Annotated in this window: 20 protein-coding genes, 3 tRNA genes and 3 pseudogenes; 9 read left to right on the top strand and 17 right to left on the bottom strand. The window is 71.0% G+C overall.

Features of this window, described 5'->3' with window-relative positions; all coding sequences use genetic code 11:
* From AC07C1_RS19025 to AC07C1_RS19005, 5 genes and pseudogenes are all read right to left on the bottom strand, one after another.
* A pseudogene (locus tag AC07C1_RS19025) lies at positions 1-544 on the bottom strand (LbetaH domain-containing protein).
* Positions 545-551: 7 nt separating this feature from the next.
* Positions 552-2,489 carry a radical copper oxidase GlxA gene (gene glxA, locus AC07C1_RS19020; RefSeq protein ID WP_478940360.1) on the bottom strand — a complete coding sequence of 646 codons (1,938 nt, stop codon included), beginning with the start codon at positions 2,487-2,489 and terminating at the stop codon, positions 552-554.
* Entirely contained in the window at positions 2,486-4,501 is a 2,016-nt protein-coding gene (locus AC07C1_RS19015) for a glycosyltransferase family 2 protein (protein WP_478940358.1), read from the bottom strand. Before AC07C1_RS19015 ends, glxA begins: the two co-directional genes overlap by 4 nt.
* A 345-nt stretch (positions 4,502-4,846) precedes the next feature.
* Positions 4,847-5,539, bottom strand: a complete 693-nt coding sequence (locus AC07C1_RS19010; RefSeq protein ID WP_478940356.1) for a FadR/GntR family transcriptional regulator — start codon at positions 5,537-5,539, stop codon at positions 4,847-4,849.
* 104 nt (positions 5,540-5,643) lie between these two features.
* Positions 5,644-5,717 (bottom strand) — tRNA-Lys (locus tag AC07C1_RS19005).
* A gap of 186 nt (positions 5,718-5,903) precedes the next feature.
* Here AC07C1_RS19005 and AC07C1_RS19000 point away from each other — a divergent pair.
* The 4 genes from AC07C1_RS19000 to AC07C1_RS18985 all read left to right on the top strand — a co-directional run bounded on the left by AC07C1_RS19000 (position 5,904) and on the right by AC07C1_RS18985 (position 9,767).
* Entirely contained in the window at positions 5,904-7,202 is a 1,299-nt protein-coding gene (locus AC07C1_RS19000; protein ID WP_478940354.1) for a peptidoglycan-binding protein, read from the top strand.
* Between the two features lie 80 nt (positions 7,203-7,282).
* A complete protein-coding gene (locus AC07C1_RS18995) occupies positions 7,283-8,416 on the top strand; it encodes an SPFH domain-containing protein (protein ID WP_478940353.1) in 1,134 nt (377 codons plus the stop codon).
* 112 nt (positions 8,417-8,528) lie between these two features.
* A complete protein-coding gene (locus AC07C1_RS18990; RefSeq protein ID WP_478940352.1) occupies positions 8,529-9,134 on the top strand; it encodes a lytic polysaccharide monooxygenase auxiliary activity family 9 protein in 606 nt (201 codons plus the stop codon).
* Between the two features lie 168 nt (positions 9,135-9,302).
* Entirely contained in the window at positions 9,303-9,767 is a 465-nt protein-coding gene (locus tag AC07C1_RS18985) for a DUF3592 domain-containing protein (protein ID WP_478940350.1), read from the top strand.
* An 87-nt stretch (positions 9,768-9,854) separates the two neighbouring features.
* On the opposite strand, the gene AC07C1_RS18980 is transcribed toward AC07C1_RS18985, so the two are convergent.
* The 6 genes from AC07C1_RS18980 to ehuB all read right to left on the bottom strand — a co-directional run bounded on the left by AC07C1_RS18980 (position 9,855) and on the right by ehuB (position 14,040).
* Positions 9,855-9,928: transfer RNA gene (locus AC07C1_RS18980), tRNA-Lys, on the bottom strand.
* Positions 9,929-10,082: 154 nt separating this feature from the next.
* Positions 10,083-10,841 carry an IclR family transcriptional regulator gene (locus AC07C1_RS18975; protein ID WP_478940349.1) on the bottom strand — a complete coding sequence of 253 codons (759 nt, stop codon included), beginning with the start codon at positions 10,839-10,841 and terminating at the stop codon, positions 10,083-10,085.
* Positions 10,842-11,059: 218 nt separating this feature from the next.
* Positions 11,060-11,842 (bottom strand): ectoine/hydroxyectoine ABC transporter ATP-binding protein EhuA, encoded by a 783-nt coding sequence (gene ehuA, locus AC07C1_RS18970; RefSeq protein ID WP_478940347.1) that lies wholly within the window; start codon positions 11,840-11,842, stop codon positions 11,060-11,062.
* The gene (gene ehuD / locus AC07C1_RS18965) at positions 11,832-12,482 is read right to left on the bottom strand and encodes an ectoine/hydroxyectoine ABC transporter permease subunit EhuD (protein WP_478940345.1); all 651 of its coding nucleotides are present in this window, start codon (positions 12,480-12,482) and stop codon (positions 11,832-11,834) included. The genes ehuA and ehuD overlap by 11 nt, the downstream gene beginning before the upstream one ends.
* Complete coding sequence (gene ehuC, locus AC07C1_RS18960) at positions 12,479-13,126, bottom strand: ectoine/hydroxyectoine ABC transporter permease subunit EhuC (RefSeq protein WP_478940343.1); 648 nt, start codon at positions 13,124-13,126, stop codon at positions 12,479-12,481. Before ehuC ends, ehuD begins: the two co-directional genes overlap by 4 nt.
* Positions 13,123-14,040 (bottom strand): ectoine/hydroxyectoine ABC transporter substrate-binding protein EhuB, encoded by a 918-nt coding sequence (gene ehuB / locus AC07C1_RS18955; RefSeq protein ID WP_478940341.1) that lies wholly within the window; start codon positions 14,038-14,040, stop codon positions 13,123-13,125. Before ehuB ends, ehuC begins: the two co-directional genes overlap by 4 nt.
* Before the next feature lie 47 nt (positions 14,041-14,087).
* Here ehuB and AC07C1_RS18950 point away from each other — a divergent pair.
* Positions 14,088-14,582 (top strand): annotated as a pseudogene (locus tag AC07C1_RS18950) (DUF3830 family protein).
* On the opposite strand, the gene AC07C1_RS18945 reads toward AC07C1_RS18950, so the two are convergent.
* Positions 14,563-15,969 (bottom strand): amidase, encoded by a 1,407-nt coding sequence (locus AC07C1_RS18945; protein WP_478940340.1) that lies wholly within the window; start codon positions 15,967-15,969, stop codon positions 14,563-14,565. The pseudogene AC07C1_RS18950 and the gene AC07C1_RS18945 sit on opposite strands and share 20 nt — an antisense overlap.
* Before the next feature lie 15 nt (positions 15,970-15,984).
* On the bottom strand, positions 15,985-16,938 hold the full coding sequence (locus AC07C1_RS18940; protein WP_478940338.1) for a D-2-hydroxyacid dehydrogenase: 954 nt from the start codon (positions 16,936-16,938) through the stop codon (positions 15,985-15,987).
* Between the two features lie 127 nt (positions 16,939-17,065).
* On the opposite strand from AC07C1_RS18940, the pseudogene AC07C1_RS18935 reads away from it, so the two are divergent.
* The 3 genes and pseudogenes from AC07C1_RS18935 (at position 17,066) to AC07C1_RS18925 (ending at position 19,764) form a co-directional block, all read left to right on the top strand.
* Positions 17,066-17,850, top strand: a pseudogene (locus AC07C1_RS18935) (maleate cis-trans isomerase family protein).
* Entirely contained in the window at positions 17,847-18,578 is a 732-nt protein-coding gene (locus AC07C1_RS18930; RefSeq protein WP_478940336.1) for a maleate cis-trans isomerase family protein, read from the top strand. The pseudogene AC07C1_RS18935 and the gene AC07C1_RS18930 overlap by 4 nt, the downstream one beginning before the upstream one ends.
* Before the next feature lie 97 nt (positions 18,579-18,675).
* Positions 18,676-19,764, top strand: a complete 1,089-nt coding sequence (locus tag AC07C1_RS18925) for an LLM class flavin-dependent oxidoreductase (RefSeq protein WP_478940334.1) — start codon at positions 18,676-18,678, stop codon at positions 19,762-19,764.
* Here the strand turns inward: AC07C1_RS18925 and AC07C1_RS18920 are convergent.
* Complete coding sequence (locus AC07C1_RS18920; protein WP_478940332.1) at positions 19,743-21,548, bottom strand: putative bifunctional diguanylate cyclase/phosphodiesterase; 1,806 nt, start codon at positions 21,546-21,548, stop codon at positions 19,743-19,745. The genes AC07C1_RS18925 and AC07C1_RS18920 overlap by 22 nt on opposite strands.
* 321 nt (positions 21,549-21,869) lie before the next feature.
* Here AC07C1_RS18920 and AC07C1_RS18915 point away from each other — a divergent pair, with 321 nt between their 5' ends.
* Positions 21,870-23,129 carry a M6 family metalloprotease domain-containing protein gene (locus tag AC07C1_RS18915; protein ID WP_478940330.1) on the top strand — a complete coding sequence of 420 codons (1,260 nt, stop codon included), beginning with the start codon at positions 21,870-21,872 and terminating at the stop codon, positions 23,127-23,129.
* Between the two features lie 62 nt (positions 23,130-23,191).
* On the opposite strand, the gene AC07C1_RS18910 is transcribed toward AC07C1_RS18915, so the two are convergent.
* From AC07C1_RS18910 to AC07C1_RS18900, 3 genes are all read right to left on the bottom strand, one after another.
* Positions 23,192-23,265 (bottom strand) — tRNA-Lys (locus AC07C1_RS18910).
* Positions 23,256-23,825: a bifunctional DNA primase/polymerase gene (locus AC07C1_RS18905; RefSeq protein ID WP_478940328.1), complete on the bottom strand. Its 570-nt coding sequence runs from the start codon at positions 23,823-23,825 to the stop codon at positions 23,256-23,258. Before AC07C1_RS18905 ends, AC07C1_RS18910 begins: the two co-directional genes overlap by 10 nt.
* Positions 23,826-23,969: 144 nt before the next feature.
* The gene (locus AC07C1_RS18900; protein ID WP_478940326.1) at positions 23,970-24,338 is read right to left on the bottom strand and encodes a hypothetical protein; all 369 of its coding nucleotides are present in this window, start codon (positions 24,336-24,338) and stop codon (positions 23,970-23,972) included.
* Positions 24,339-24,358: the final 20 nt, after the last annotated feature.

Here is a 24,358-nt window from a genome sequence, read left to right as displayed (position 1 = left end):
CTACGGGGGGTCGCTCGGGACGGCCGCCGGCGCTGCCGGGCGCGGTCCGGACCCGTGGTGCGAGGCCAGGACGTCGAGTGCGGCGCGCAGCAGCGTGCTCGACGTGTGCAGGGTGCAGGGGAAGTAGACGACTTCCACACCGATCTCCGCGAACCGGCGCTCGAGGGCTGCCCCTTCTCCGTGCCGCGCCAGTCGAAGGTCCGGCTGGCGCGCCGGTGGCTGCCGGTGCAGCAACGCGCCCTGCGAGACGCACACATCGCTGCCGATCGTGATCGGCTCCAGGTTCAGCAGCCAGGCACCCTCGCCGATCCACACGTCGTCGCCGATCTCCAGCCGCCACGGCCAGTGCACCCGCACACCGTGCCGGACCAGCACCCGTCGCCCGACCCGCGCGCCGAAGGCCCGCAGCACGGCCGGCCGCCGGCGGGCCGGGAACCACCACTTGACGAGGACCGAGATGGAGAACGGCGAACCAGGCCAGCCGCACCAGCAGGGGGCGTCCCTTGTCGTATCCGGCTCCGGTGACTTCATGGCTGATGGTCATACTTTGACTAGGGGACCTTCACCCACTGCGCCTTCGACGGCGTCCCCCGAGCGTCATCGGCGAACAGCATGTACCACCCGGACTGCACCAGGTTCCGGCTCTTCGGCACGGTCACCGTGAGCTTGTCACCGGACGTCGTGAAGTCCAGGGCGACGGACCGCTGATCCACATCCGTCACATGGGTCGAGGCACTCGGCCGGATCAACCGCACCTTCCTGATACCGGCCGCGTGCTTCGAGGTGAACGTCCCCGAGGCGCCACGGGCGATCGTCTGCGGACCGCCACTGAGCGTCGGCCGGGAGGCGCGGTACAGATACGGCGGCGTATACATCTCGATCCGCTGCTCGAACTTCCCCGGCTTCGTGTCCGCCTTGTCCGCGTACAGCGAGTCGGACCCGAAGAACATCACCCGCCCGTCCGGCAGCAGGATCGACCCGGAGTGGTAGTTCCGCCCCACCAGCGGATCGGCGACCTGGGTGAAGCGGTTGCTGTCCGGGTGGTACAGCCGCGCCTGCAGGATGTCGGAGGCGCCCCGCCCCCGGTAGTCCTCCGAGCCCCCGGACACCAGCACGGTGTCATCGGGAAGGATCGAGGTCTGCGGATACCGCGTCCCCTTCTCCAGTTCGGGGCCGTCCACGAACGAGGGATTCCCGGCCTTCAGATCGATCAGCCGCGTCTTCCTGCTCGACAGCTTCGACTCACCGACCCCGCCGCCACCGATCACCATGAACTTCTCGTCCTGGGCGGGAGGCAGCAGCACCGTCCCGGACGTCTCCATCAGGTCGGGGTCACCGAGCCCCGGCAGCCTGGTGAACTTGTTGCTGCCGACGTCCCAGATCCCCGGCTCCCGGCCCACGTCGTCCGGCCCGTACCCCGCGTTCGAACCCGAGTAGAACACCTTCCCGTTCTGCATCAGGAACAGCGCCGGATACGTCGGGAACTGCCGGGTCTTCCTGGTGTACGTCCACTTCCTGGTCTCGGGGTCGAAGATCTCGTTCTTGCCCGGCACCAGCTGACCGATGTCGTCCAGCCCGGAGACGCTGAGGACCTTGCCGTCCGACAGGGTCGTGAGCGTCGGGTACCAGCGGGCCTCGTTCATCGGGTCGACCTTGATGTACCGCTCGGCGACCGGATCGAACTCATAGGCGTCCCGGATGCCCTGGAAATCCTTCTTGTCGAGGGCGAGCTTCTGCGCGATGCCGTAGGTGTTGCGGGCGTCCACGCCGGTCAGGCCCTGGATCCGGTAGTTGTCCTGGGTACCGGTCTCGTACTTGGTGCCGCTCCGCTGCGCCTCGACGTAGATCCGGCCCAGGCCCGGGTCGTTGCGCAGGAACGCGCCGGTCCCCGGGTCGAAGACCTTCTTCGCGCGCGGGACGAGTACCGGGTCCTTCGACACGAACGTCTTGCCGTTGCTCTTGCCGGTGAACTTCGTGCCCGCCGGCAGCGTGATCGGCTTGTCCGGGTTCTCGTTGTGGACGATCACCAGGCCGCCGGCCTTCGTGACGTCACCCTTGAGCTTCTCGTACCGCCTGGTGCCGCCAGCGATCAGCAGATTGCCGTTGGCCAGCTGGGTGTGCCCGGTGCAGAACAGGTCGGTGGGCGTGGGGATCTTCTTGATCGTGCCCTTGACCGGGTCCCAGATCCGGGTGTCGAATTTCTTCGCGTCGAAGTTGGCCTGGTTGTTGCCCGAGCCCGCGACCAGCAGCACCTTGCCGGTGTGCAGCAGCGCCGCGTGGATGGTGTCCTGGCGGTACTCCTCGGGGAACTCGACGATGTCCCAGTGGCCGTTCCCGGCCTTGTACTCGGGTCTGTTGATCTTGTACTGGTGGTAGTGCTCGGTCCCGAAGCGGTAGAGCCACGGCCCGTTCATCCCGGCCAGCGCGATGACCACCGCCGTGCCTGTCGCGAGTCGACGGGCGCGGCGGCGGCCGGCCTGGTCCTTCATTCCTTACGTCCCCCAAGTCCACCAAGGGCTATCTGCATGGTCTGCTCGCTCTCCTCGCTCGGGCCCCCGCCCGGCCCACCGGGCGGGGCGGCCCAGCTCGGCCGCTGCTGCGGGGCGTGCGGCGCGCGGGCCGCGTACTGCGCGGGCACCGCGTCCTGCGGTTCCGCCACCGCCGGGGCGGGCGCGGGTGCGCCCGGGCCCGCCGTGAGCCGGGGTTTCTTCTTCGCCTGCCGCATCTCGTGGCGCCAGACGAAGATCGGGAACGCCGTGATGAGCATGGCGAACGCGGCCCAGGTCACCATCGCCGGGTGGGAATGCCCGAAGACGAGTCCGGCGGCGACGGACGCGCCGAAGATCGCGATGAAGTACCAGTGGTAGCGGAAGGTGGCGAACCAGGTGTCCGGGCTCGCCGAATCGCCCTTCGGGGTGACCACGAACTTGCTCTTGCGGCGCAGCAGGGCGTCGATCAGCGCCTTCGCGTAGAGGGGTGCGGACAGGGCCGACATCACCATGCCGGCCACGCCGCCGGAGCCCTCCGGCTCGTGCGGGGAGACGTTGTGGCGGCGGTTCCAGACGTACAGGCCGATCTGCAGCGCGGAGGCGTTGCCGTACAGCATCAGCCACACGGTCGGGTCGATGTTCACGCCCGATGCGCCGACGCCCAGGAACAGCGCGCAACTCAGCGCCGCGAGGATCCAGTTGAGGGCGGACATCGGGTAGAAGATGATCATCATCGTGTAGTTGAAGAGCTTGCCCGGCGGCAGCGAGTACCAGCCCCTCCAGTACTGCTTGAGGATCGTCTCGTACGTCCCCCGCGACCACCGCATCTGCTGGGTGAAGAAGTCCGTCCAGGCGGCGGGGCCCTCACCGACCGCGAGCACGTCCGGGGTGTACACCGACTTCCACTTGCGGCCGGTGACCGGGTTCTTCGCCCGGTGCATCTCGAACCCGGTGGCCATGTCCTCGGTGATCGAGTCGTACAGGCCGCCGATCTGCTGGAGCGCCCTGATCCGCACGGCGTTGGAGGTGCCGACGAACATCGGGGCGCCGTAGCGGTTGCCGGCGCGCTGGATCAGGGCGTGGAAGAGGAACTGCTGGGACTCGGCCGCCTTGGTGACGAACGTGTCGTAGTTGCCGTAGACCTGCGGGCCGATGACGAAGCCGACGTCCGGGTCGCGGAAGTAACCGAGCATCCGCTCCAGGTAGTTGGGCAGCGGCACATGGTCGGTGTCCACGGAGGCGAAGACGTCGTACTGGTCGCCGTGCGCCTCGAGCCAGGCGTTGTAGTTGCCGTGCTTGGTCCTGGCGCGGTGCGGGCCCTTGACCTGGTTCCACTTGGCGATGCCCTTGCGGGAGAAGTGGTGAACGCCGAGCCGGGCACAGACCTCCTTGACGGCCGGGTCGTCGCCCTCGTCCAGCAGCCATACGTGCATCAGGCCCCGGTGGCGCAGCTTCACGGCCGCCTCCAGGGTCTTCGTCACCATCTCCAGCGGCTCCTTGCCGGGCACGAAGGAGGTGAGGAAGGCGACGCGGGTGCCGGCCTCGGGCACCACCGGCACCGGGTCACGGGCGACGAGCGTGGCGTGCGCGTTGGACAGGACGTTCATGCAGCGGAAGAACTCGATCAGGCCGATCGAGACGAGCATGACGATGTCCAGCGCCGGCAGGAAGTCGTAGGCCGGGTAGTCCCGTTCGGTCCAGTGCTCCGGCTGCAGCAGCCAGAACAGCAGCACCAGGGAGAGCACCGGGGCCGCGCCCAGCATGAGCGCGGCGCGTATCCGGTGCGGTTCCTGCGAGAGCAGGGACCGGTACTGCACCGTGTACGGCTTGGTCGGGTCCGGCTGGGTGAGCGGGCCCGCGAGCCGGCTGTAGTGCTCGTAGTCGTATCTCGGCAGGCTCTTCCTGATCCGGCGGAACTGGCCCGTCCGGTGGCTGACCGCCCTGGGCTGTGTGGTCGGTGACGGGTTGTCGTGCACGTGGCTCGGTGCGGCGCCCGGCGGCGTCGACGTCATGAGTCATTCCCCCCACACGCAGGTCAACGCGTGTTTCGTCGGTCCTTCCCGCTTGGCCGGCTCCCCTTGGCCCGCACGTGCGGAGTCAGTGGTGGATCGCGGTCACCACGTCTTGCCCACCCTCAGACACGGGACGACGATCTTCCGGTTGCATGATGCCCCCCCTCGGCATCGGTTCATGAGCGGGGCCCCTCTCCCCGCCGGTGAGCAACCGGTTCATTCCCCCCGACCGCCGCCGATCGGCGGCAGCACGGACAACCAGGGTTCTACGGTGTTCAGCATGATCACAAGACGCGAAAGGCGATGTTTACCGGTCAAACCCGTTCATTGTGGCGCGCGTGGGGCTCAGGAGGCTGGCGTGCGCCGGTGATCGGAGAGGCGGGTGCGGATGTTGCCGAAGTGGTCTCTTATGGCCTCCTCCGCCCGCAGGGAATCCCCGGACCGGACCGCGTCCAGGATCTCCCGGTGCTGGCGGCAGGTGACCCGTGGGTCCTGCGGCACGTCCACCAGGTCCCGCTGCACCCGGTGGAAGGCGTCCCAGAACGCCTCCAGCACCTCGCTCAGCAACACGTTGTCCAGTCCCCGGTAGAGGGTGGCGTGAAAGGCGCGGTCGGTCTCGGCGAGGCCGGCTCCTTCCGCGGCCTCCTGTTCCATACGGACCACGAGCGCGTTCAGTTCAACGAGGTCCGCCTCCGGCAGCCGGCCGGCCAGCCGCGACACCAGCCCGGTCTCCACGGCCTCGCGCAACTCCAGCAACTGCAGCAGGGAGTCCTCGCCGCGGTAGTGCCCCACGACGGTGCGGAAGGCGAGACCCTCGATCATCGGTGCGAACGACATCGAGCCGACGTAGGTCCCGAAGCCGTGCCGGATCTCCACGATCCCCATCGCCTGCAACGCCTTCAGCGCCTCCCGGACCGAGTTCCGGCTGGCCCCGAGCAGCTCCATCAGTTCGGGCTCCGTCGGCAGCGGGGCGCCCGAGGGCAGCCGCCGGTCGGCGATCAGCTTCTTGATCCGCTCCTGGAGGTCCCGGGCTGCCATGGCGAGAGCGTATCCGGCCAAACGGGGGGAGGGCCCTGTTCATGCCCGGGGAGATCCCGGGCATGCGGAAGGCCCCCCGCTTCCGCGAGGGGCCTTCCGGTCGGTGCGCCGCCAGGGACTCGAACCCCGGACCCGCTGATTAAGAGTCAGCTGCTCTAACCAACTGAGCTAGCGGCGCCTGCTGACGAGGAAAACTCTACCTGACCTCCACGGGTGCTGATGACCGCCCCCGGGCGGCCCGCGGGTGCCCGGACGGGCCGGGTACATCATTCGGACCGTCAACATGCGCGTGCCGAGGACAGTTGGGAAACTGATCAACGTGCACACACGCGGACAAATTCACCCTGAATGTGAGGCAGATCGCATGACCGCTCCGGTGTTCGAGGAATTCGACCCCGCGAGCGACTGCGGCTGCCCCGGCTGCGTCCACTGGCGTCGGGTGGGCCCCCGCCTGCCACCCGGCCGCCTCGGCGGCCACCCGGCCGCCTGCGGGGTCGCGATCGTGGCCGCCGCCTCCGCCGCCCTCGGCGTGGCCTCCCCGGCCGCGGCCCTCACCGCCGGCCACTCACCGCACCGCGAGGCCGTGCCCGGGGACGGTGAGCCCGCCACCCCCCAGGGCGCCAAGGCCCCGCTGCACGGCCCGGCGGGCAAGCCCGTCGAGCCCGGCACGGCACCGATCCCCGCCACCACCCGGACCGAGATCATCAACCGGGCCAAGATCTGGGTGGCCGCGCGGGTGCCGTACAGCATGACCGACTACTGGTCCGACGGATACCGGCAGGACTGCTCGGGATATGTCTCCATGGCCTGGGGCCTGCCGGGCAACGAGTGGACGGGCAGCCTCGGCCAGTTCGGGGTGAAGATCACCAAGGAGGAGCTGCAGCCCGGCGACATCCTGCTCTACCACAACCCCGACAACCCCGAGAGCGGCTCACACGTGGTGATCTTCGGCGGCTGGACGGACTACACGCACACCTACTACACGGTCTACGAGCAGACGCCCCCGAGCACCCGCCGCCAGACCACCCCCTACCCCTACTGGAGCAACACCGACAAGTACGTTCCGTACCGCTACAAGGGCGTGGCCGCCGGCACGGCGGGCGCGGAAGCGGCCGACAGCAGGGCGCGGGTGCCCTTCCCGGGTGCGGCCTACTTCGGCCCCGGCGCCGACAACAAGTACGTCACCCGGCTCGGCGAGATGCTGATCGCCAGAGGTGCCCGCGCGTACTACGCCCAGGGCGCGGGCCCGGCCTGGGACGAGGCGGACCGGCGCGCGACCCGGGCGTTCCAGCTGGCCCAGGGCTGGACGGGGGCGGACGCCGACGGGCTGCCCGGCCCGCGCACCTGGGAGCTGCTCGTCGCGGGCCGGGGCAAGGACATCACTGCGAGCGCGGCCGGTCCGGGCGGGCCCGCCTCGCACGGGGTGCCCGGCTACCCCGGCCGGAACTTCTTCCGCCCGGGGGCGACCAACGACTACATCACCCAGCTGGGTGTTCAGCTGGCGAAGAAAGGATTCGGCAAGTTCTACCCCACGGGTCCGGGTCCGCACTGGGGCGAAGCGGACCGGCGCGCCGTGGAGGCCTTCCAGCGCACCCAGGGCTGGCGGGGCGGCGCGGCGGACGGCTACCCCGGACCGGAGACCTGGCGGCGGCTGTTCGCCTAACCGGCCCGATCACCCGGGCCGGCCACCTGCATCCCATCCCCCTGTTCATGACGCATCTGGCGCGGAGGCTGGAGGCACGCATGAGAACCACCACGTCACACATCCCACCCGAATCCGAGGGGCAGCCGGAGGGCGCCGCGGCGGCGGGCACCCGTCCGGTCCGGCTGATCCAGAACGAGGCGACCACCGAGATCCCCGTCCATCTGCTCTTCCGTGACGACCTCGACCCGGTGAAGGTGCCGCTCAAGCCCGCCGTGGTGGGCCGCCGGCAGGGCACCGGTGAGCAACCCCGCCTCAGGCGCCCGGTGCCGGTGCGCGGAAGGCCCCTTCCGCAGGCCGACCCGGAGCTGGTGGAGCGCCCGGCACGGGTGCTGCCGGGGGCGGCCGGGCTGCTCGCCGGGGCCTGCGGGCTCACCGGATGCCTGGCCACCACCTGGTGGGCGGGGCTGCTCCCGCCGTTCGCGGTGGAGGCGCTGCGGCTGCCGGCGTACGCGGGCGCCGGCCTCGGTCCGGCGCAGTGGGCGGCGTACGCCGGGGCCGGTGCGTTCGGCGTGCTCGGCCTCGGCGGGCTGACCCGGGGGCGGACCGGTCGGGCCTGGGTGCTCGGCCTGTTCGGCCGCTACCGGGGGACGGTCCGGCGCACCGGGCTGCTGTGGGTGAACCCACTGGTGCTGCGCCGCCGGGTGGACGTACGGCTGCGGCACTGGCGCAGCGGGTCGATGGCCGCGACGGACCCCGACGGTATGGCGCTGCGGGTGGTCGTGCTGGTGGTGTGGCGGGTGCGGGACACCGCACGGGCCGTGCTCGGTGTCGAGGACCACGAGACGTACCTGCGCGCGTGTGTGGAGGCGGCGCTGGCCCGGGTGCCGGTGGAGCCGGCGGGCGGGACGCGGGGCGGGGTGACGGCGGCCGGTGACGCGCTGACCCGGCTGGTGGCGACGGAGGCCGCGGGCATCGGTGTGGAGGTGTTCTCGGTGCAGCCGGTCCGGGTGGAGTACGCCCCCGAGGTCGCCGCCGCGATGCACCGGCGCCGGATCGCCGCGCTGGACGCCCGGCAGCGGGCCAGCATGCTCACTTCGGTGGTGGACTCGGTGGAGGACACGGTGACCCGGCTGACCATGCGCGGGCTGGTCGAACTGGACGACTACGAGCGCAAGGTGCTGGTCCGGGACCTGACGGTGGCGTTCTGCTCGGGGCGGAGCGAGCCGGTGTAGCCGGCCGCGCGATTGGTATGGACATGTTCAACTAGCGGTAATAATCTGAGACTTGGTCTAGACCTACCCTGCACGGCTCACTGAACTCCCCACGTTCTCCAGGAGCGGCAGCATGCGCACCAAGACCAAGTTGTCCGCAGTCGTGCTCGGAGTGGTGACCGCCGGAGCCTTCGCGCTCTCCACCGGCGGCGCCAGCGGGCACGGCTACACCGACCTCCCCATCAGCAGGCAGAAGCTCTGCCAGAACGGCACCGTGACGAACTGCGGCCAGATCCAGTGGGAGCCGCAGAGCGTCGAGGGCCCCAAGGGCTTCCCGGCCGCCGGGCCCGCCGACGGCCAGCTCTGCAACGGCGGGCTGAGCCAGTTCGCCCAGCTCAGCTCGCCGCAGACCCCGTCCGGCGGGGCCTGGCCGACCACCAAGGTGACGGGCGGTCAGTCGTACACCTTCCGGTGGCAGTTCACGGCCATGCACGCCACGACGGACTTCAAGTACTACGTCACCAAGCCGGGCTGGAACCAGAATCACGCCCTCGCCCGCTCGGACCTCAACCTCACCCCGTTCCTGACGGTGCCGTACAACGGCCAGCGCCCGCCGGCCACGCTCAGCCACAGCGGCACCCTGCCGTCCGGCCTGAGCGGGCACCACGTCATCCTCGCGGTGTGGACGATCGCCGACACGGGCAACGCGTTCTACGCCTGCTCCGACGTCACCTTCTGAGCGGCGTCAGGTCAGGGTCCGCGTGCGCCGGCGCCGGGGGTCCCGGTCCCCGGCGCACGTGTCCCGGTTCTGATACTGAGCTTTCCTTGAGGCAGGCCACCCCGCTGACCGGGTACGTTCCTCGCACGCCGGCCGAGCGAGACCGGCGTACCGACCTCGGGGGACCTCATGGAGCTGTTCTTCTACGCCATACCCACTCTGATGATCGCGGGCTGCGGGTTCGCCGCGTATCTGCTGGTCCGCCGCGCCCGGCGGCTCACCAGGACATGGGCGAACGGCCTGACGGCCGAGGCGCGCTGCCTGCGGATGTACACCACGACCAGCGGGGGCGGCGGGGACACGTCCGTGCGGACCACCCTGCACCACGTCTACGAGTTCACCACCCATGAGGGACGCGCCATCCGGTTCGAGGAGGAGGACGGTCCGGCGACCATCATCGAGGGCGACTTCGTCACCGTGCGATACCTCCCGGGGCAGCCCGAGCGGGCCACCGCGCTCCCGCCGTCCCGCGGCAAGCTCGCCTTCACCACCGGCTTCGGGCTGACCTTCCTCGGGGTGGTCATCACGTTCTGCGCCGGCTTCATCACCGTCGCCCACATGATGTTCTCGGAGTCGGCCGGCCTGGTCCCGTAAACCCTCAGGGGCGCGGCGGGGGCTTACGAGGGAGGACGCCGAGAACGCCGAAGGGCCCCTCGCTTCCGCGAAAGGCCCTTCAACCGGTGCGCCGCCAGGGACTCGAACCCCGGACCCGCTGATTAAGAGTCAGCTGCTCTAACCAACTGAGCTAGCGGCGCATGACTCTCGCCTTCCGCTCTCCGCGGCCGGCGACGAAGAAAATACTACCCGGTCCCGGGCGATGCTGGTGACCACCGCGGGCGCTCCTGGGGCCTCTCGTTTGGATCATGCCGGGCTCGCGGGGCTGATCCGGCATGATCCAAACGAAAGGGCCTAGATCGTCAGCGAGAGCAGGACCGGTGCCGCGCTGCGGTTGAGGGTCTCGGCCGCCCGCTTCAGCCGATGCGCGTGCTCCACCGGAAGGGACACGGCGAGACATCCGACGGCCGAGCCGGCGGTGATCGGGACGGCCGCGCAGACCGTGCCGACCGCGTACTCCTGAAGGTCGAGGACCGGCACCGTCGGCGGCTGGGACGCCAGGCGGGACAGCAGCAGTTTGTCGCTGGTGATGGTGCGCGAGGTGAGGCGGGCCATCTTGTACCGGGAGAGGTGGTCGCGGCGGGCGTTGTGGTCCAGCTGGGTCAGCAGGCTCTTGCCGACAGCGGTGGCGTGGGCGGAGCAGCGGAAGTCCACCCATTCGTTGACCGCCGGGGTGCCGGGCCCGGCGGCGTACTGGGTGACCTTCACCTCGCCGTCGATGTACCGGCTGATGTAGACGGCCGCGCCGACCGAGTCCCGCAGCCGGTCCAGGGTGTGCTGGAGCTTGTCACGCAGGGCTCGCTCGCGGTCGTGCGCCGAGGTGAGGCGGCGCAGGGTGTCGCCGGTGACGTACGCCCCGTCGCTGATCTGCTCGACGTAGCCCTCGCGGCGCAGCATGCGCAGCAGGGTGGTGAGCCGCTCGGAGCCGAGGCCGGTGCGGCGGGCCAGCTCGGTGTCGGTGACGCCGGCGGAGTGGCGCGCCACGGTCTCCAGCACGCGCAGGGCGTCCTGGGCGGAGTGGTACGGGGCGGTCGGCTCGTGCATCAGCGCCACGGTGTTTCCCCCTGCGCTCGCTCTCTGGGCCGCGAAGCCGCGAAATCCGGTCGGCGGATCGTCTCCACGATAGCCGCCAAAGGCCCGCCGAGGAGAGGGGGTTGGCGAGATTATGCGGGTGCGCCCTCCCTCCCAACTGCGGCGCAGCCTCTCTGGCACATGCCAGTGGCATCACCCAGTGACCGGACCTCGACTGTTCCCCTCTTCACGCCTCGTAGTCACAGAACCGCGCTGAGGAATTCCCGGGTGCGGTCCCGCTCCGGATCGCTGAAGATCTTCTCCGGTGGACCCGCCTCGATGACCCGCCCCGAGTCGAACATCAGTACCTGGTCGGAGATGTCCCTGGCGAAACCCATCTCGTGGGTCACGCACAGCATCGTGATGTCCGTGCTGCCGGCGATGTCCCTGAGCAGATCGAGCACTCCCGCGACCAGTTCCGGGTCGAGCGCCGAGGTCACCTCGTCCAGCAGCAGCACCCGCGGCCGCATCGCCAGCGCCCGGGCGATCGCCACCCGCTGCTGCTGGCCGCCGGAGAGCCGGGTGGGCTTCGCGTCGCACTTGCCGGCGAGCCCCACCAGGTCCAGCAGCTCCCGGGCCCGCGCCTCGGCCTCGTCCTTGGACATGCCGAGCACCCGCACCGGGGCCTCCGTGACGTTCCGCAGCACCGACATGTTCGGGAACAGGTTGAACTGCTGGAACACCATCCCGATCTTCTTGCGGACCTCCCGGATCTGCTTCTCCGGCGCCGGGAACAGCCGTCGGCCGTCGACGGTGATCGTGCCCTCGTCCGGCTGGGTGAGGGTCATCAGCAGTCTGAGGATCGTGGTCTTGCCGGAGCCGGAGGGCCCGATCAGGGTGACGTGCCGGCCCGTGTCCACGGACAGGTCGAGGCCGTCGAGGACGGTGTGGTCCCCGAACCGCTTGGTCACGCCCTCCAGGCGGATCAGCTCGGTCGGCGGGGTGCCGGTCGTGGCCGGCTGCTTGCTGGTCTCAACGGACAAGGCGTCGCTCCAGGGTGCGCAGAAGAAGGGAGGCCAGGTACGAGACGACGATGAAGGCCACCCCGATCACCGTCAGTGGCTCGGTGAACTGGAAGTGCTGCTGGGAGACGAGCCGGGCGCGGCCCAGCATCTCCAGCACGCCGATCGTCATCAGCATCGGCGTGTCCTTCAGCATCGAGATGACGTAGTTGCCGAGCGGCGGCACCACCCGGCGGACCGCCTGCGGCAGGATCACCGCCGTCCAGGTGCGGTGCGCCGGCAGACTCAGCGCCGTCGCGGCCTCCCACTGGCCCGCCGGCACGGCCTCGATACCGGCCCGGTAGACCTGCATCGTGTACGTCGAGTAGTGCAGCCCGATGCCGAGTACTCCAGTGGTCAGCGGGGACAGGGTCAGGCCCGCCTCGGGCAGTACGTAGAAGAGGAAGAACAGCTGCACCAGCAGGGGGGTGTCCCGCACGAACTCGGTGAGGATCCCCACCGGCCAGCGCACCCACCGGGTGGGCGCCCGCATCAGCAGCGTCCACACCAGCCCCAGCGCGAACGAGATCAGCGACCCCAGGGCGAGCGCCTCCAGCGTGACGAGCAGGCCCTGCCAGAACTGCGGCATGAAGTCGGATACGGCTCCCCAGTCCCACCTCATCGGGCCACCCCCGCCTTCAGCCGGCGTTCCAGCACCCGCATGCCACGGGTGAGCAGGAACGCGATCATGAAATAGATCAGCAGCAGATAGGTGTAGATCTCACCGCTCCTCTGCAGCGCGAGGCGCACCAGGTTGCCGCTGAAGGCCAGGTCGCCCATGCCGGTGATGGACACCAGCGCGGTGCCCTTCAGCAGCTCCACCAGCAGGTTGCAGAAGGACGGCATCATCTCCGGCACCGCCTGCGGCAGCAGGATCAGCCGCAGCCGCTGCGCGGGTGAGAAGCCGAGCGCGATGCCGCCCTCCCGCTGCGCGGGGTCGACCGCCTGCAGGGCGCCGCGCACGATCTCCGAGCCGTACGCGCCGTAGGTCAGCCCCAGCGCGAGCGTGCCTGCCCACATCGGCACCAGCTGCCAGCCGAAGGCGACCGGCAGCACGAAGAACACCCAGAAGACCATCACCAGCGCCGAGGTGCCGCGGAACACCTCGGTGTAGAACCCGGCCAGGAGGCGGACGATCCGCAGCCGGTGGATGCGCGCGGTGCCGGCGACGAAGGAGACCGCGGTGGCCAGCAACGCGCTGTAGAGGAGCAGTTGGAGCGTGGTGCCGGTGCCCTTGAGTACGAGGTGCCAGAGTCCCGGGGTCATCCGCGGCACAGCTCCTTCGCGGTGAGGTCGGTCATCTCGGCGCGGGTGAAGCCGAACGGCCGCAGGATCCGGAACAGTTCGCCGCTCTTCTTCAGTCTGCGCAGCTCGACGTCGAAGGCGTCCCGCAGCCGCGTCTCGGTCGGCCGGAACGCGAACGCGCCGCCGTCGACGTGCGGTCTGCCGTCGACCAGCGGGGCGAAGGGCTTGGTGGCCTCCGCCCTGGCGGACTTCTTCACCACCTCGCGGGCGGTCAGGGCCGTCCCCGCGAACACGTCGACGCGGCCGGTCTCCACGGCGTTCAGCCCGGCGACCTGGTCCGGCACGATGACGATGTCGCTCTGCCTCAGCCCGGCGTCCACCGCGTACTGGATCTCCGCGTACCCGGTGCCGGTGGCGAACCTCGCCTTCTTCTCCACCACGTCCCGGTAGGAGTGCAACCCCTTCGGGTTCCCCTTGCGGACGATGAACGCATCCAGCATCTGGTAATCCGGATCAGCGAAGATCACCTGCTCGCAGCGCTCGCGATTGACGTACATCCCGGCGGCCACGACGTCGAACTGCTGCGAGTTCAGTCCCGGGATCAGCGAGCCGAACTCCGTCGGCACCGGCTGCACCCGGCCCACCCCCAGCCGTTGGAAGATCACTTTCGCCAGCTCGGGCGCCTCACCGGTGAGATGGCCGTCCGTGTCGATGTACCCGAACGGGATCTCACCGGCGATCCCGAGCCGTACGACACCCTGCGCGCGCAGCCGGTCGAGCAGGTCACCGCCGTTCTTGCCGGACGCCGACGCCACCCGGGTGCAGCCCGCGGCACCCAGCGCGCCGAGCGCGGTGATGCCCGCGAGCACCGAGCGGCGGCTGTGTCCGTGTCCCGGCCGGAATATGTGTACGTCGTTCCCAAGTGGTGGAGCCATGGCGGCGCGGCTACCCGAGCGGGCCCGCGCCATGCACCCTGACTTTCATGGCCGAACGATTCGTCACGGTCTCGCTGAACAAGCGGGACGTGCACTGCACGGCACGACTGCTGGCCGACCGCGCGCCTGTGACCTGCGCGGCAGTGGGGGAGGCACTGCCGCCGGCGGGTGGACGTCCACCACGCCAAGTACGCGCGCAACGAGATCTACGCCCTCTTCCCGCCGTTCGCCTCCACCGAACCCCCACTGGAGAACCCGACGGTCACCCCGATTCCCGGCGATCTCTGTTACTTCTCCTTCGCCGGCACCGAACTGGGCACGAGTCCTACGGCGACGACCGCGAGGTCCGCCCCGGCACCACCGTGGTCGACCTGGCCCTGTTCTACGAGCGCAACAACCCGCTGCTCAACGGGGACGGCGGCTGGGTGCCCGGGATCGTCTGGGGCCGGGTGGTCGACGGGCTCGACGGCATGGCCGAGGCCTGCAACGACCTGTGGCGGACGGGGGCGGCGGGGGAGACGCTCAGTTTCCGGCGGGCGTGACGTTTCCGGGAAGCGCGAGGCCGGCCTCGTACAGCGCATGCGCGACCCGCAGCACCAGGTCGTCGCGGTGCCGGGCGGCGACGATCTGCATCCCCACCGGCAGCCCGTCCCCGTCCGTCCCGACCGGGACACTCGCGGCGGGCTGCTGCGTCAGATTGAACGGGTAGGTGAACGGCGTCCACCCCGTCCAGCGCCGGTGAGCGGAGCCCTTCGGCACCTCCACTCCCGCCTCGAACGCCGTCACCGGCAGCGTCGGCGTGACCAGCAGGTCGTACGTCTCGTGGAAGCGCCCCATGCGCCGTCCGAGGTCCATGCGGACGTCGACCGCGGCCAGATAGTCCAGCGCGCCGTACCGGGCGCCCGCGGCGCAGATCTCCCGCAGGCCGGAGTCGAGGAGCTGCCGCCGGTGCGGGGAGAACCGCTGGGTGAGCCGGGCCGCGCCGCTGAGCCACAGGGTGTGGAACGCCTCCACCGGGTCGCTGAGGTCGGGGTCGGTCTCCTCGACGTACGCGCCGAGGTCCGCGAGCCCGGCCACCGCCCGCCGCACCGCCGCCGCGACCCCCGGCCGGACCGCCACCTGCCCGCCCAGGGACGGCGAGTACGCCACCCGCAGCCCCCGCACGCCGCCCTTCAGCCGCTGCGTGAAGGAGCCCGGCGCGGGCGGCAGCGCCGACCAGTCGCGCGGGTCCGGGGCGCCGATGACGTCGAGCAGCAGGGCCGCGTCGGCCGCGTCCCGGGTCATCGGGCCCGTGTGCGACAGCGTGCCGAAGGCGCTCGCCGGATACAGCGGCACCCTGCCGTAGGTCGGCTTCAGCCCGAAGATCCCGCAGAACGCGGCCGGAATGCGGATGCTGCCGCCGCCGTCCGTGCCCAGCGACAGCGCACCCGCGCCGAGCGCGACGGCCGCCGCGCTGCCGCCGCTGGAGCCGCCCGCGGTGCGCGCCGGGTCGTACGGATTGCGGGTCACCCCGGACAACGGGGAGTCCGTGACCCCCTTCCAGCCGTACTCGGGGGTCGTCGTCTTGCCGAGGAACACCGCACCGTGCTCGCGCAGCCTGGCCACCGGGGGTGCGTCCTCGTCCCAGCGGCCCCGCTCGGCAATGGTCGTGGAGCCGCGCAGGGTCGGGTGGCCGCGCAGCAGCAGGATGTCCTTCACCGTCACCGGCACCCCGTCCAGCAGCCCGGCCGGTTCACCGCGCCGCCAGCGCTCCTGCGACTCCCGGGCCCGGGCCAGCGCGTCCTCCTCGGTGAGCCGGACGAACGCGTTCACCTCCGGCTGGATCCGCCGTGCCCGCTCCAGGGCCTGAACGGTCGCCTCCACGGGACTGAACTCGCCCGTGCGGTAACCGTCGAGAAGCTGGACGGCGGTCAGGTCGGTGAGCTGCATGCACCCTCCATCGGGTCAGTGGCCGGGCACGTAACCACGCTTCTTGTCGACCACGTTCACCAGTGGTCTGCCCGCGGCCCACCGCTCGTACAACTCCACGAACTGCTCGCCCAGTCGGTCCCGCCAGCCGACCGTGTCCCCACTCATGTGCGGGGAGAGGATCAGCTCCGGCAGCCCCCACAACGGGCTGTCCCCGGGCACCGGTTCGGTGGCGAACACGTCCAGCGCGGCGCCCGCGATCCAGCGCCGGGTCAGCGCCTCGGCGAGGGCGTCCTCGTCGACCAGCTGTCCGCGGCCGACGTTGACGAAGAACGCCGAGGGCTGCATGACGCCGAAGCGGTGGGCGTCGAACATGCGGTACGTCTGCTCGGTCAGCGGAGCCGCCGCGACCACCCAGTCCGCGCGGGCGATCAGCCGGTCCAGGTCGGCCGGACCGTGGATGCCGGTCCGCGGCACCCGTCCGACCAGCGCCGTGGTCACGTCCAGGGCCTTCAGCGTGCGGACGATCGCCCGGCCGATCGGGCCCGAGCCGACCACGCACGCGCGCGTGCCCGCCACCCGCCGGCTCTCCCGGTGCCGCCAGGTGCGCTCCCGCTGGTACTCCAGCGTGCGCGGCAGATCCTTGGCGACCGCCAGGACGAGGGCCGCCACATACTCGGCGATCGGCTGGTCGAAGATCCCGCGCGCGTTGGTGACCACCGTGTCGGACGCGGCCAGTTCCGGGCACATCAGATGGTCCACGCCCGCGCTCGCGGTGTGCACCCAGCGCGGCCGGGGCCCGTCCCCCGGCCAGGCATCGCGCACGGCCCGCGAGGTGAAGTCCCACACCAGCAGGGCGTCCGCCTCGGGCAGCCGCTCGGCCAGGTGCGCTGCATCCGTGTGCACGATCCGGGCGCGGCCGGTGAGGCGGCCGAGCCGGGGCGGCGGATCGGCGTCGAGGACGACAAGGGTGGGCGGCGTCGGCGTCATGCGGGGCGGCTCCCGGCGTCTGACATGCACGGATTGACCACGCTCGCACCCGAACACACCGTCGTCAACACGGGCGTACCCGCGATCCGTTGCCCACTCGTCTCCCAGCGTGAGGCCGGTGCCGGCCATGGACGTCTCCTTTCTCGGCGGCCCCAGCCCCCAGCGCGGTGTGGCAGTCGTCGCCCCGTTCGACTTCGCCCTCGACCGCGAGCTGTGGCGCTGGGTGCCCGACGAGGTGTCACTGCGTCTGACCCGGACCCCGTTCGTGCCGGTCGAGGTGAGCCTTGACCTGGCCCGGCTGGTCAGCGAGCACGAGACCCTCGGCGAAGCGGTCCGCGCGCTGACCGCGGTCGTCCCCGAGGTCGTCGCCTACGCCTGTACCTCCGGCAGCTTCGTCGGCGGGATCGCCGGGGAACGGGCGATGTGCGCGGCGATGACCGGGCGGGCGCCCTGCCCTCGGTGACCACCTCCGGGGCGCTGCTGGAGGCGCTCGCGGAGCTGGGGACACGAGGGGTCGCGCTCGTCACGCCGTACACGGTGTCCGTGACCCGGGCGCTCGAGGAGTACGTCGCCGAGGCCGGCGTACGGGTCACCGGCTGCGCCTTCATGGGGCTGACCCGGCACTTCTGGCGGGTGCCCTACCGGGACGTCGTCGCCATGGCCCGGCGCGCGATCCGGCCCGGCGCCTCGGACGCGCTCTTCATCTCCTGCACCAACCTCCCGACGTACGGCGTCATCCCACAATTGGAGGCCGAACTGCGCATGCCGGTCCTGTCGGCCAACCAGGTCACGATGTGGGCTGCGCTGCGCCGAATGGGTACCCGAGCCGTGGGGCCGTATCAGGCGCTGCTGAACGTGGCCGCGCGCGACAGGCCCGTACTGCCCGAAGAGACGCAGGAAGGCTGGACATGACCGCACTCGGTTTCCTCTACCCGGGCCACTCCGCCGAGGACGACTATCCACGCGTCGAACAGCTCCTCGGCAGCGACATCCGGCTGGACCTCGCCCACACGGACATCGGCGAGGACGCGCACCGGGTGGACGCCCTGCGGGAGATGGGCTCCGCCGAGCGGCTCGCCGCGGGTACGGAGGGGCTGCGGCTGGCCGGGGCCGAGACGGTGGTGTGGGCGTGCACCAGCGGCAGCTTCGTGCACGGCTGGCAGGGCGCCCAGGACCAGGTACGCACGCTGGCCCGGCTGGCCGGGATGCCGGCCTCCTCGACGTCCTTCGCCTTCGTGCACGCGGCCCGGGAGATCGGCGTACGACGGGTCGCCGTCGGGGCGACCTACCCGGAGGACGTGGCGGCCCTGTTCGCGGAGTTCCTGCGGGCCGGGGGGCTGGAGGTGACCGGGGTGCGGTCCTCCGGGATCGTCACGGCGGCGGAGGTCGGCACGTGGGAGGAGGAGGACGTGCTCACGCTGGCGCGGGCGGCGGACGCCGCCGACGCGGAGGCCGTGCTGCTCCCGGACACGGCGTTGCACACGGCCGCGCACATCGGTGTGCTGGAGAAGTCCCTGTCCAAGCCGGTGCTCACGGCGAATCTGGTGACGGTGTGGGAGGGGCTGCGGCTCGCCGACCGGCGGGTGAACGCTCCGGTCCTCGGGACCCTGTTCACCCGGGAGCCACTGGTGCAGGCGTAGCACCGGGGACCCGCCCCGGACCCCACGGAATAACCGGAGACCGCCTCCTGTTAAGGCAGCGCAGGACTGCACACGCCACAAACAGGAGGCCCACACCGTGTCGGCAGACGAGATCCGGGGCACGACGCACGGGACCGCCCCCGTCCCCCTCTCCGTACTGGACCTGGTGACCGTCGGCGCGGGCAGTACCGCCACCGACGCCCTGCGCACCAGCGTCGAGCTGTCCCGGCTGACGGAGTCCCGCGGCTTCCACCGGTACTGGGTCGCCGAGCACCACTCCATGCCCGGCGTCGCCTCCTCCTCGCCCGCCGTGATCCTCGCCCACCTCGCCGCCCACACCGACCGCATCCGGCTCGGCTCGGGCGGTGTCATGCTGCCCAACCACGCCCCGCTGGTGATCGCCGAGCAGTTCGGCACGCTGGAGGCCATGGCACCGGGCCGCGTCGACCTCGGCCTCGGGCGGGCCCCCGGCACCGACGGCGCCACGGCCGCGGCCCTGCGCCGCACCGACACCCTCAACGAGGGCGCCGACGACTTCCCGCAGCAGCTCGCGGAGCTGATCCGGTTCCTGGACGACGACTTCCCCGACGGCCACCCCTACGGCCGTATCCACGCGATCCCGGGCCCGGTCCAGGCCACCGCCCCCGGTGGCGTGCAGTCACCGCACCGCCCGCCGGTCTGGCTGCTCGGCTCCTCCGGCTTCAGCGCTCGCCTGGCCGGGACGCTCGGCCTGCCGTTCGCCTTCGCGCACCACTTCTCCGCGCAGAACACCATCCCGGCCCTCGACCTGTACCGGCAGACCTTCCGCCCCTCCGCGGTCCTCGACGAGCCGTACGCCCTCATCGGCGTCTCCACCCTCGCCACGGACGACGAACGGGAGGCCCGCCGCCAGACCCGGGCGATGGCGCTGAACATGCTCCGGCTGCGCACCGGCCGTCCCGGCCTGTTCCCGGACCCGGAGGAGGCCGAGCGGCACGAGTTCAGCCCGATGGAGGAGGAGTTCATCGGCTCCTGGACGGCCAACATCGTGCACGGCACGGCCGACGAGGTCCGCGCCGGCCTGGACGACCTGCACAAGCGCACCGGCGCCGACGAGCTGATGCTCACCTCCCACGCCCACCGGGGGGAACTCCGCCTGCGCTCCTATGAGTTGATCGCGGACGCCTACGGGTTGCCGACCGCGTAGGTCTGCGCTCCCAGCAGCTCGGAAATACGATCCGGCGACACCGGGCGGGAGTACAGCCAGCCCTGTCCGGTGTCACAGCCGATCCGGCGCAGCCGGGTGGCCTGGGCCGAGGTCTCCACGCACTCCGCGGTGACGGTCAGGCCGAGGCGGTGTGCCAGCTGGATCATCGCCTCCACGATCACCTCGTCGGCCGGGTTGGGGGCGATCTCCTTCTTGTCGCCCTCGTACTGGAACCCGCGCACGAAGGAGCCGTCCAGTTTCAGGACCGACACCGGCAGACGGCTGAGGTAGGCGAGGTTGGAGTAGCCGGTGCCGAAGTCGTCGATGGCGATGCGCACGCCCATGTCGCTGAGGGCCTGCAGTGCCTGCAGCGGGCGGCCCGCCGAGCCCATCACGGCGGACTCGGTCAGCTCCAGCTGGAGCAGATGCGGGGCGAGCCCGGTCTCGGCGAGGGTCTGCGCCACGTCGGCCACCAGGTCGGAGTCCCACACCTGGCGCACGGCCACGTTCACGCTGACGAAGATGGGCGGCTCACCGGGGTGGTCCACCTGCCAGCGCCGGGCCTGCCGGCAGGCGGTGTTCAGCGCCCAGCGGCCGAGCTGCACGATCGAACCGTCCTCCTCGGCCAGTCCGATGAACCGATTCGGCGTCAGTGTGCCGAACTGAGGATGATTCCAGCGGATCAACGCCTCGACCCCGCTGAGCCGTCCGTCCCCCATGCCCACCAACGGCTGGTACTCCAGGGCGAACTCACCGCGCTCGATGGCGGGGCGCAGGGTGGAGGACAGGGCCTGGCGGGTCATCCGGTGCGCGTTGCGCTCGGGGTCGAACAGCGTCCAGCGGCCCTTGCCGTCCGCCTTCGCCCAGTACAGGGTCGTATCGGCCGCCTGCATCAGGCCCGTGGCCGTCGTGCCGGCCGCGTGGCGTTCGACCACACCGATGGACGCGGTCAACGACAGCCGCTGTCCGGCCAGGTCGAAGGGTTCCCCCAGGGCCTTCAGCGCCGACTCGGCGAGGTCGGCGAGCTGTTCGGTGCCGGTGGAGTCCTCGACGAGCAGCGCGAACTCGTCGCCGCCGAGCCGCGCCACGAGGGGAGTCGCGGCGCGCGCGTATCCGGCCTCGTCGGCGACCCGGGTGAGGCGTTCGGCGACGGCCGCGAGCAGCCGGTCGCCGACGCGATGGCCGAGGGTGTCGTTGACCGCCTTGAACCCGTCGAGGTCCAGGTAGCACAGACCGATCCGGCCGGTGCCGCTCTGCTCGTAGGACTCCGCCTCCAGCGCGGCCGAAAGCCGTTCGAAGAACAGGGTGCGGTTGGGCAGCCGGGTCACCGGGTCGTGCATCTGCAAGTGCCGCAGCCGGGCCTGGAGTTCGCGGCGGGCGCTGATGTCGGCGACCGAGAGGAGGACGCCGGGACCGCCGTCGGCCAGCGGGGCGACGGTGACCTGCACCCACACCGAGTGCCCGTCGGGGTGTTTCAGCCGGCGGCTGCAGCGCAGCCTCGCCTGCCGGCCGCGCAGGACCTCGCGGTAGGCGTGCCAGGTGCGGGCGTCCGACGCCAGGCCCACCAGATCGGCGGCGACCCGCCCGGTGAGCGCCTCCGGTCCGGTGCCGAGCAGCTCACCGAAGGCGGGGTTGGCGCTGACGACGACGCCCTCGGCGTCCACGACCGCCATGGAGAGCGGGGCGGCCGCGAAGGCACGGTGGTAGGTGGTGTGGTCACTGTCTGTGACGGCTGACCGGTCGAGGTCTGCCGCGGGCGTCGGCCCTTCGGACGTTCCGCTCACCGCTCGCTCCCGCAGTGCACTCGATCTCTGTCCGTGCCGGAAAGTGTGCCGATCATAGAGGCTGGCCCCGGGCCCTTCCAGCCACTGTCCAGTCTTCCGGATGGTGCACGGCTTCCGACAGATCGTTTCTGCCCGCACCTGGACGGGTTCTTCAGGCCTCCGACCAGTTGTGACGTTCCGTGAATGGTTCGGGGTGTCGGGCGCCGGAGCGTACCGGCGTACGGGCGGGGCGCACTCACCCTTCTGGTGCAGGCAAACAGGGCATATCCGAAGAAAGCGCAGCAATCTGGGTGCTGGTCCCGTGAACCGCATCCGGAGGTCATGTCCGTGCCCAAGCTGCGCAGCACCGCCGCCGTGTGCACCACGCTGTCGGCGCTCGCCGCGACCTCGATCCTCACCGGCCCGTCGGTCGCCGAGCCCTTCTCGACGGCACCCTGTGCCCTGCACCGGACCGAGGCCCACCACTCGGAGGGCGTGGACACCTGGAACGCCGCCTACACCCACCCGGCCGGCGCGCTCGACGCGGTGCTGATCTACCTCTCCTTCCCGGACGCCGTCCCGCACACCACCCCCGCCGAGCTGACCGCCGACCACTTCCCGGCCACCAGCCGCTTCTTCGAACAGGCCTCCTACGGCAGGTTCACGCTGCGCCCACACCCCCTGAAGCACTGGCTGCGCATGCCGCGCCCGTCCACGTCGTACGCCATAAGGCGGGACTGGAGCGCCGAGGACCGGGCCGCCTATCTGCGGGACGCGTTCGCCGTGGCCGACAGGGAGGTCGACTTCTCGCACTACCCGGTCGTGTACTTCGTCGCCGACCCGGACGCGCCCGGCGTGGACTCGGACGCCACGAAGGTCGTGAACCTCGACACGCCCCTGCGCGTGGACGGCACGGACGTCCGCCGGGTCGTCACCGTCTTCGAGAAGCACCCGCCGGACCGGCTGGTCCTCGCCCATGAGACCGGCCATGTGTTCGACCTGCCCGACCTCTACCACCGGCCGGTCGACGGCAAGGGCGACTGGGACACCTACGTCGGCGACTGGGACCTGATGGGCAGCCAGTTCGGGCTCTCGCCGGACCTGTTCGCCTGGCACAAGTGGAAACTCGGCTGGCTGGATCCCCGCCAGGTGGCGTGCGTCCGCGGCGCCGAGCCGACCCGCCTCACCCTGGAACCCCTCCCCGCCGGTCCGGGCGTCCAGGTGCGGGGCACGGGCGGCGCGCCCGCCTTCGGCCTCGGCAACGGAGTGAAGCTGGCCATCGTGCGCACCGGTGCGGACAGTGCCCTCGCCTTCGAGGCGCGCGGCACCGCCGGGAACGACCGCGCCTCCTGCCGGCAGGGCGTGCTGGTCTACCGGGTCCGCGGCGGCGCCGAGTCCGGCGGGGGCCCGGTCGAGGTGGTGGACGCCCACCCGCACACCGAGGCCTGCTGGGAGAACTCGGTCTATCCGCCCCTCGCCGACGCCCCGGTCGCCCTGGGGGAGAGCTTCACCGTTCCCAGCGAGGGCGTGAAGGTGGAGGTGGAGGACCGGACGGCGTCAGGGGCCTGGACGGTGAAGATCACGCCGGGGATGAGCGACTGACGGAAACAACGATGGCGAGTCCCGACCGCGCTTTCCACGGTCATGACTCGCCATCGCCAACGTGCGCCGCCAGGGACTCGAACCCCGGACCCGCTGATTAAGAGTCAGCTGCTCTAACCAACTGAGCTAGCGGCGCCTGCTGACGTCGTAGACCTTAGCATCCTGATCGGCGGGAGGAAAAATCGATATCCGTACGGCAGCCCGGGCGGCTCGTACGGCCGCCCAGAGCATGATCTCGGGGCCGGGCAGCCAGGGATGCCGGGCGTCGGGGGCGACCAGCCAGCGGGAGGTGCCCGGGGCATCGCCGCCGGTCAGCGCCGGGACGGTCACCGCGTCTCCGGTGCCGTGGCACAGCAGGGGCGGCACCGATTCCGCCCGGTGGGAACCCCACTCCTCCCAGGCCAGCAGCGAGGGCAGCCGCTGGGCCGTGCCCGGGGCGGCGAACAGCAGCACGCGGCCCCGGAACACCGCGACGGGGCCCGCGCCCGGACCCTCGTCCCCCAGGCGGTCCAGCATCCGGCGCCCGAAGATCGCCGGGGCGCTCACCACGTCGAAGGCCGTGCCGCAGGGCAGGACGACCGGGGCGTCCGGGCGCTCCTCCCAGAAGGCCAGCGTGCTCCGTGGATACGTTCCTGCCGACGCGAGCCAGGCGAGGCCGTCGGAGGTGGCGCAGGTGACGTTCGGTGCACTGCTCATGACGACTACATGTACCGGCTGTGAGCGCACGATTTCCGTGGGTTGCCGAAAACCGGGACGGGGGCGTACGGGGAGGAGTATCTTGCCCGCCCGGCATATGCCAGGAGGGATGGCGCCGGCCGAGACCGGGACGCGGGCCGGGGACTACACGGGATCCGCGGACGTCCGTCCCTCGCTGTTCCCCCGCATCAGGTCCCGCCCGAACTCGACCATCTTCTTCGCGTAGTCCTCGGTCCACTCCGCCCGGTCGGCGATGTCCGCCGGGGTCAGCCGGTCGAACCGGCGCGGGTCGGCGAGCTGGGCCGCCGCGACCGCCTGGAACTCCACGGCCCGGTCGGCGGCCGCGCGGAACGCCTGGGCCAGCTCCGTCGCGCGCGTCAGCAGCGCCCGCGGGTCCTCGATCGACTCCAGGTCGAAGAAGTGCTCGGGGTCGGAGGCCGCCTCCGCGGGCTCGAAGAGCAGGGGCGCGGGGCGTAGCCGCGGTTCGTTACGACGCGGCGTGGGCTCCGCCATGTCTTGTCTCCTCCTCGTAC

Source organism: Streptomyces sp. NPDC045022 (assembly GCF_056432605.1).
This window is presented reverse-complemented; position numbering and strand designations above follow the sequence as displayed.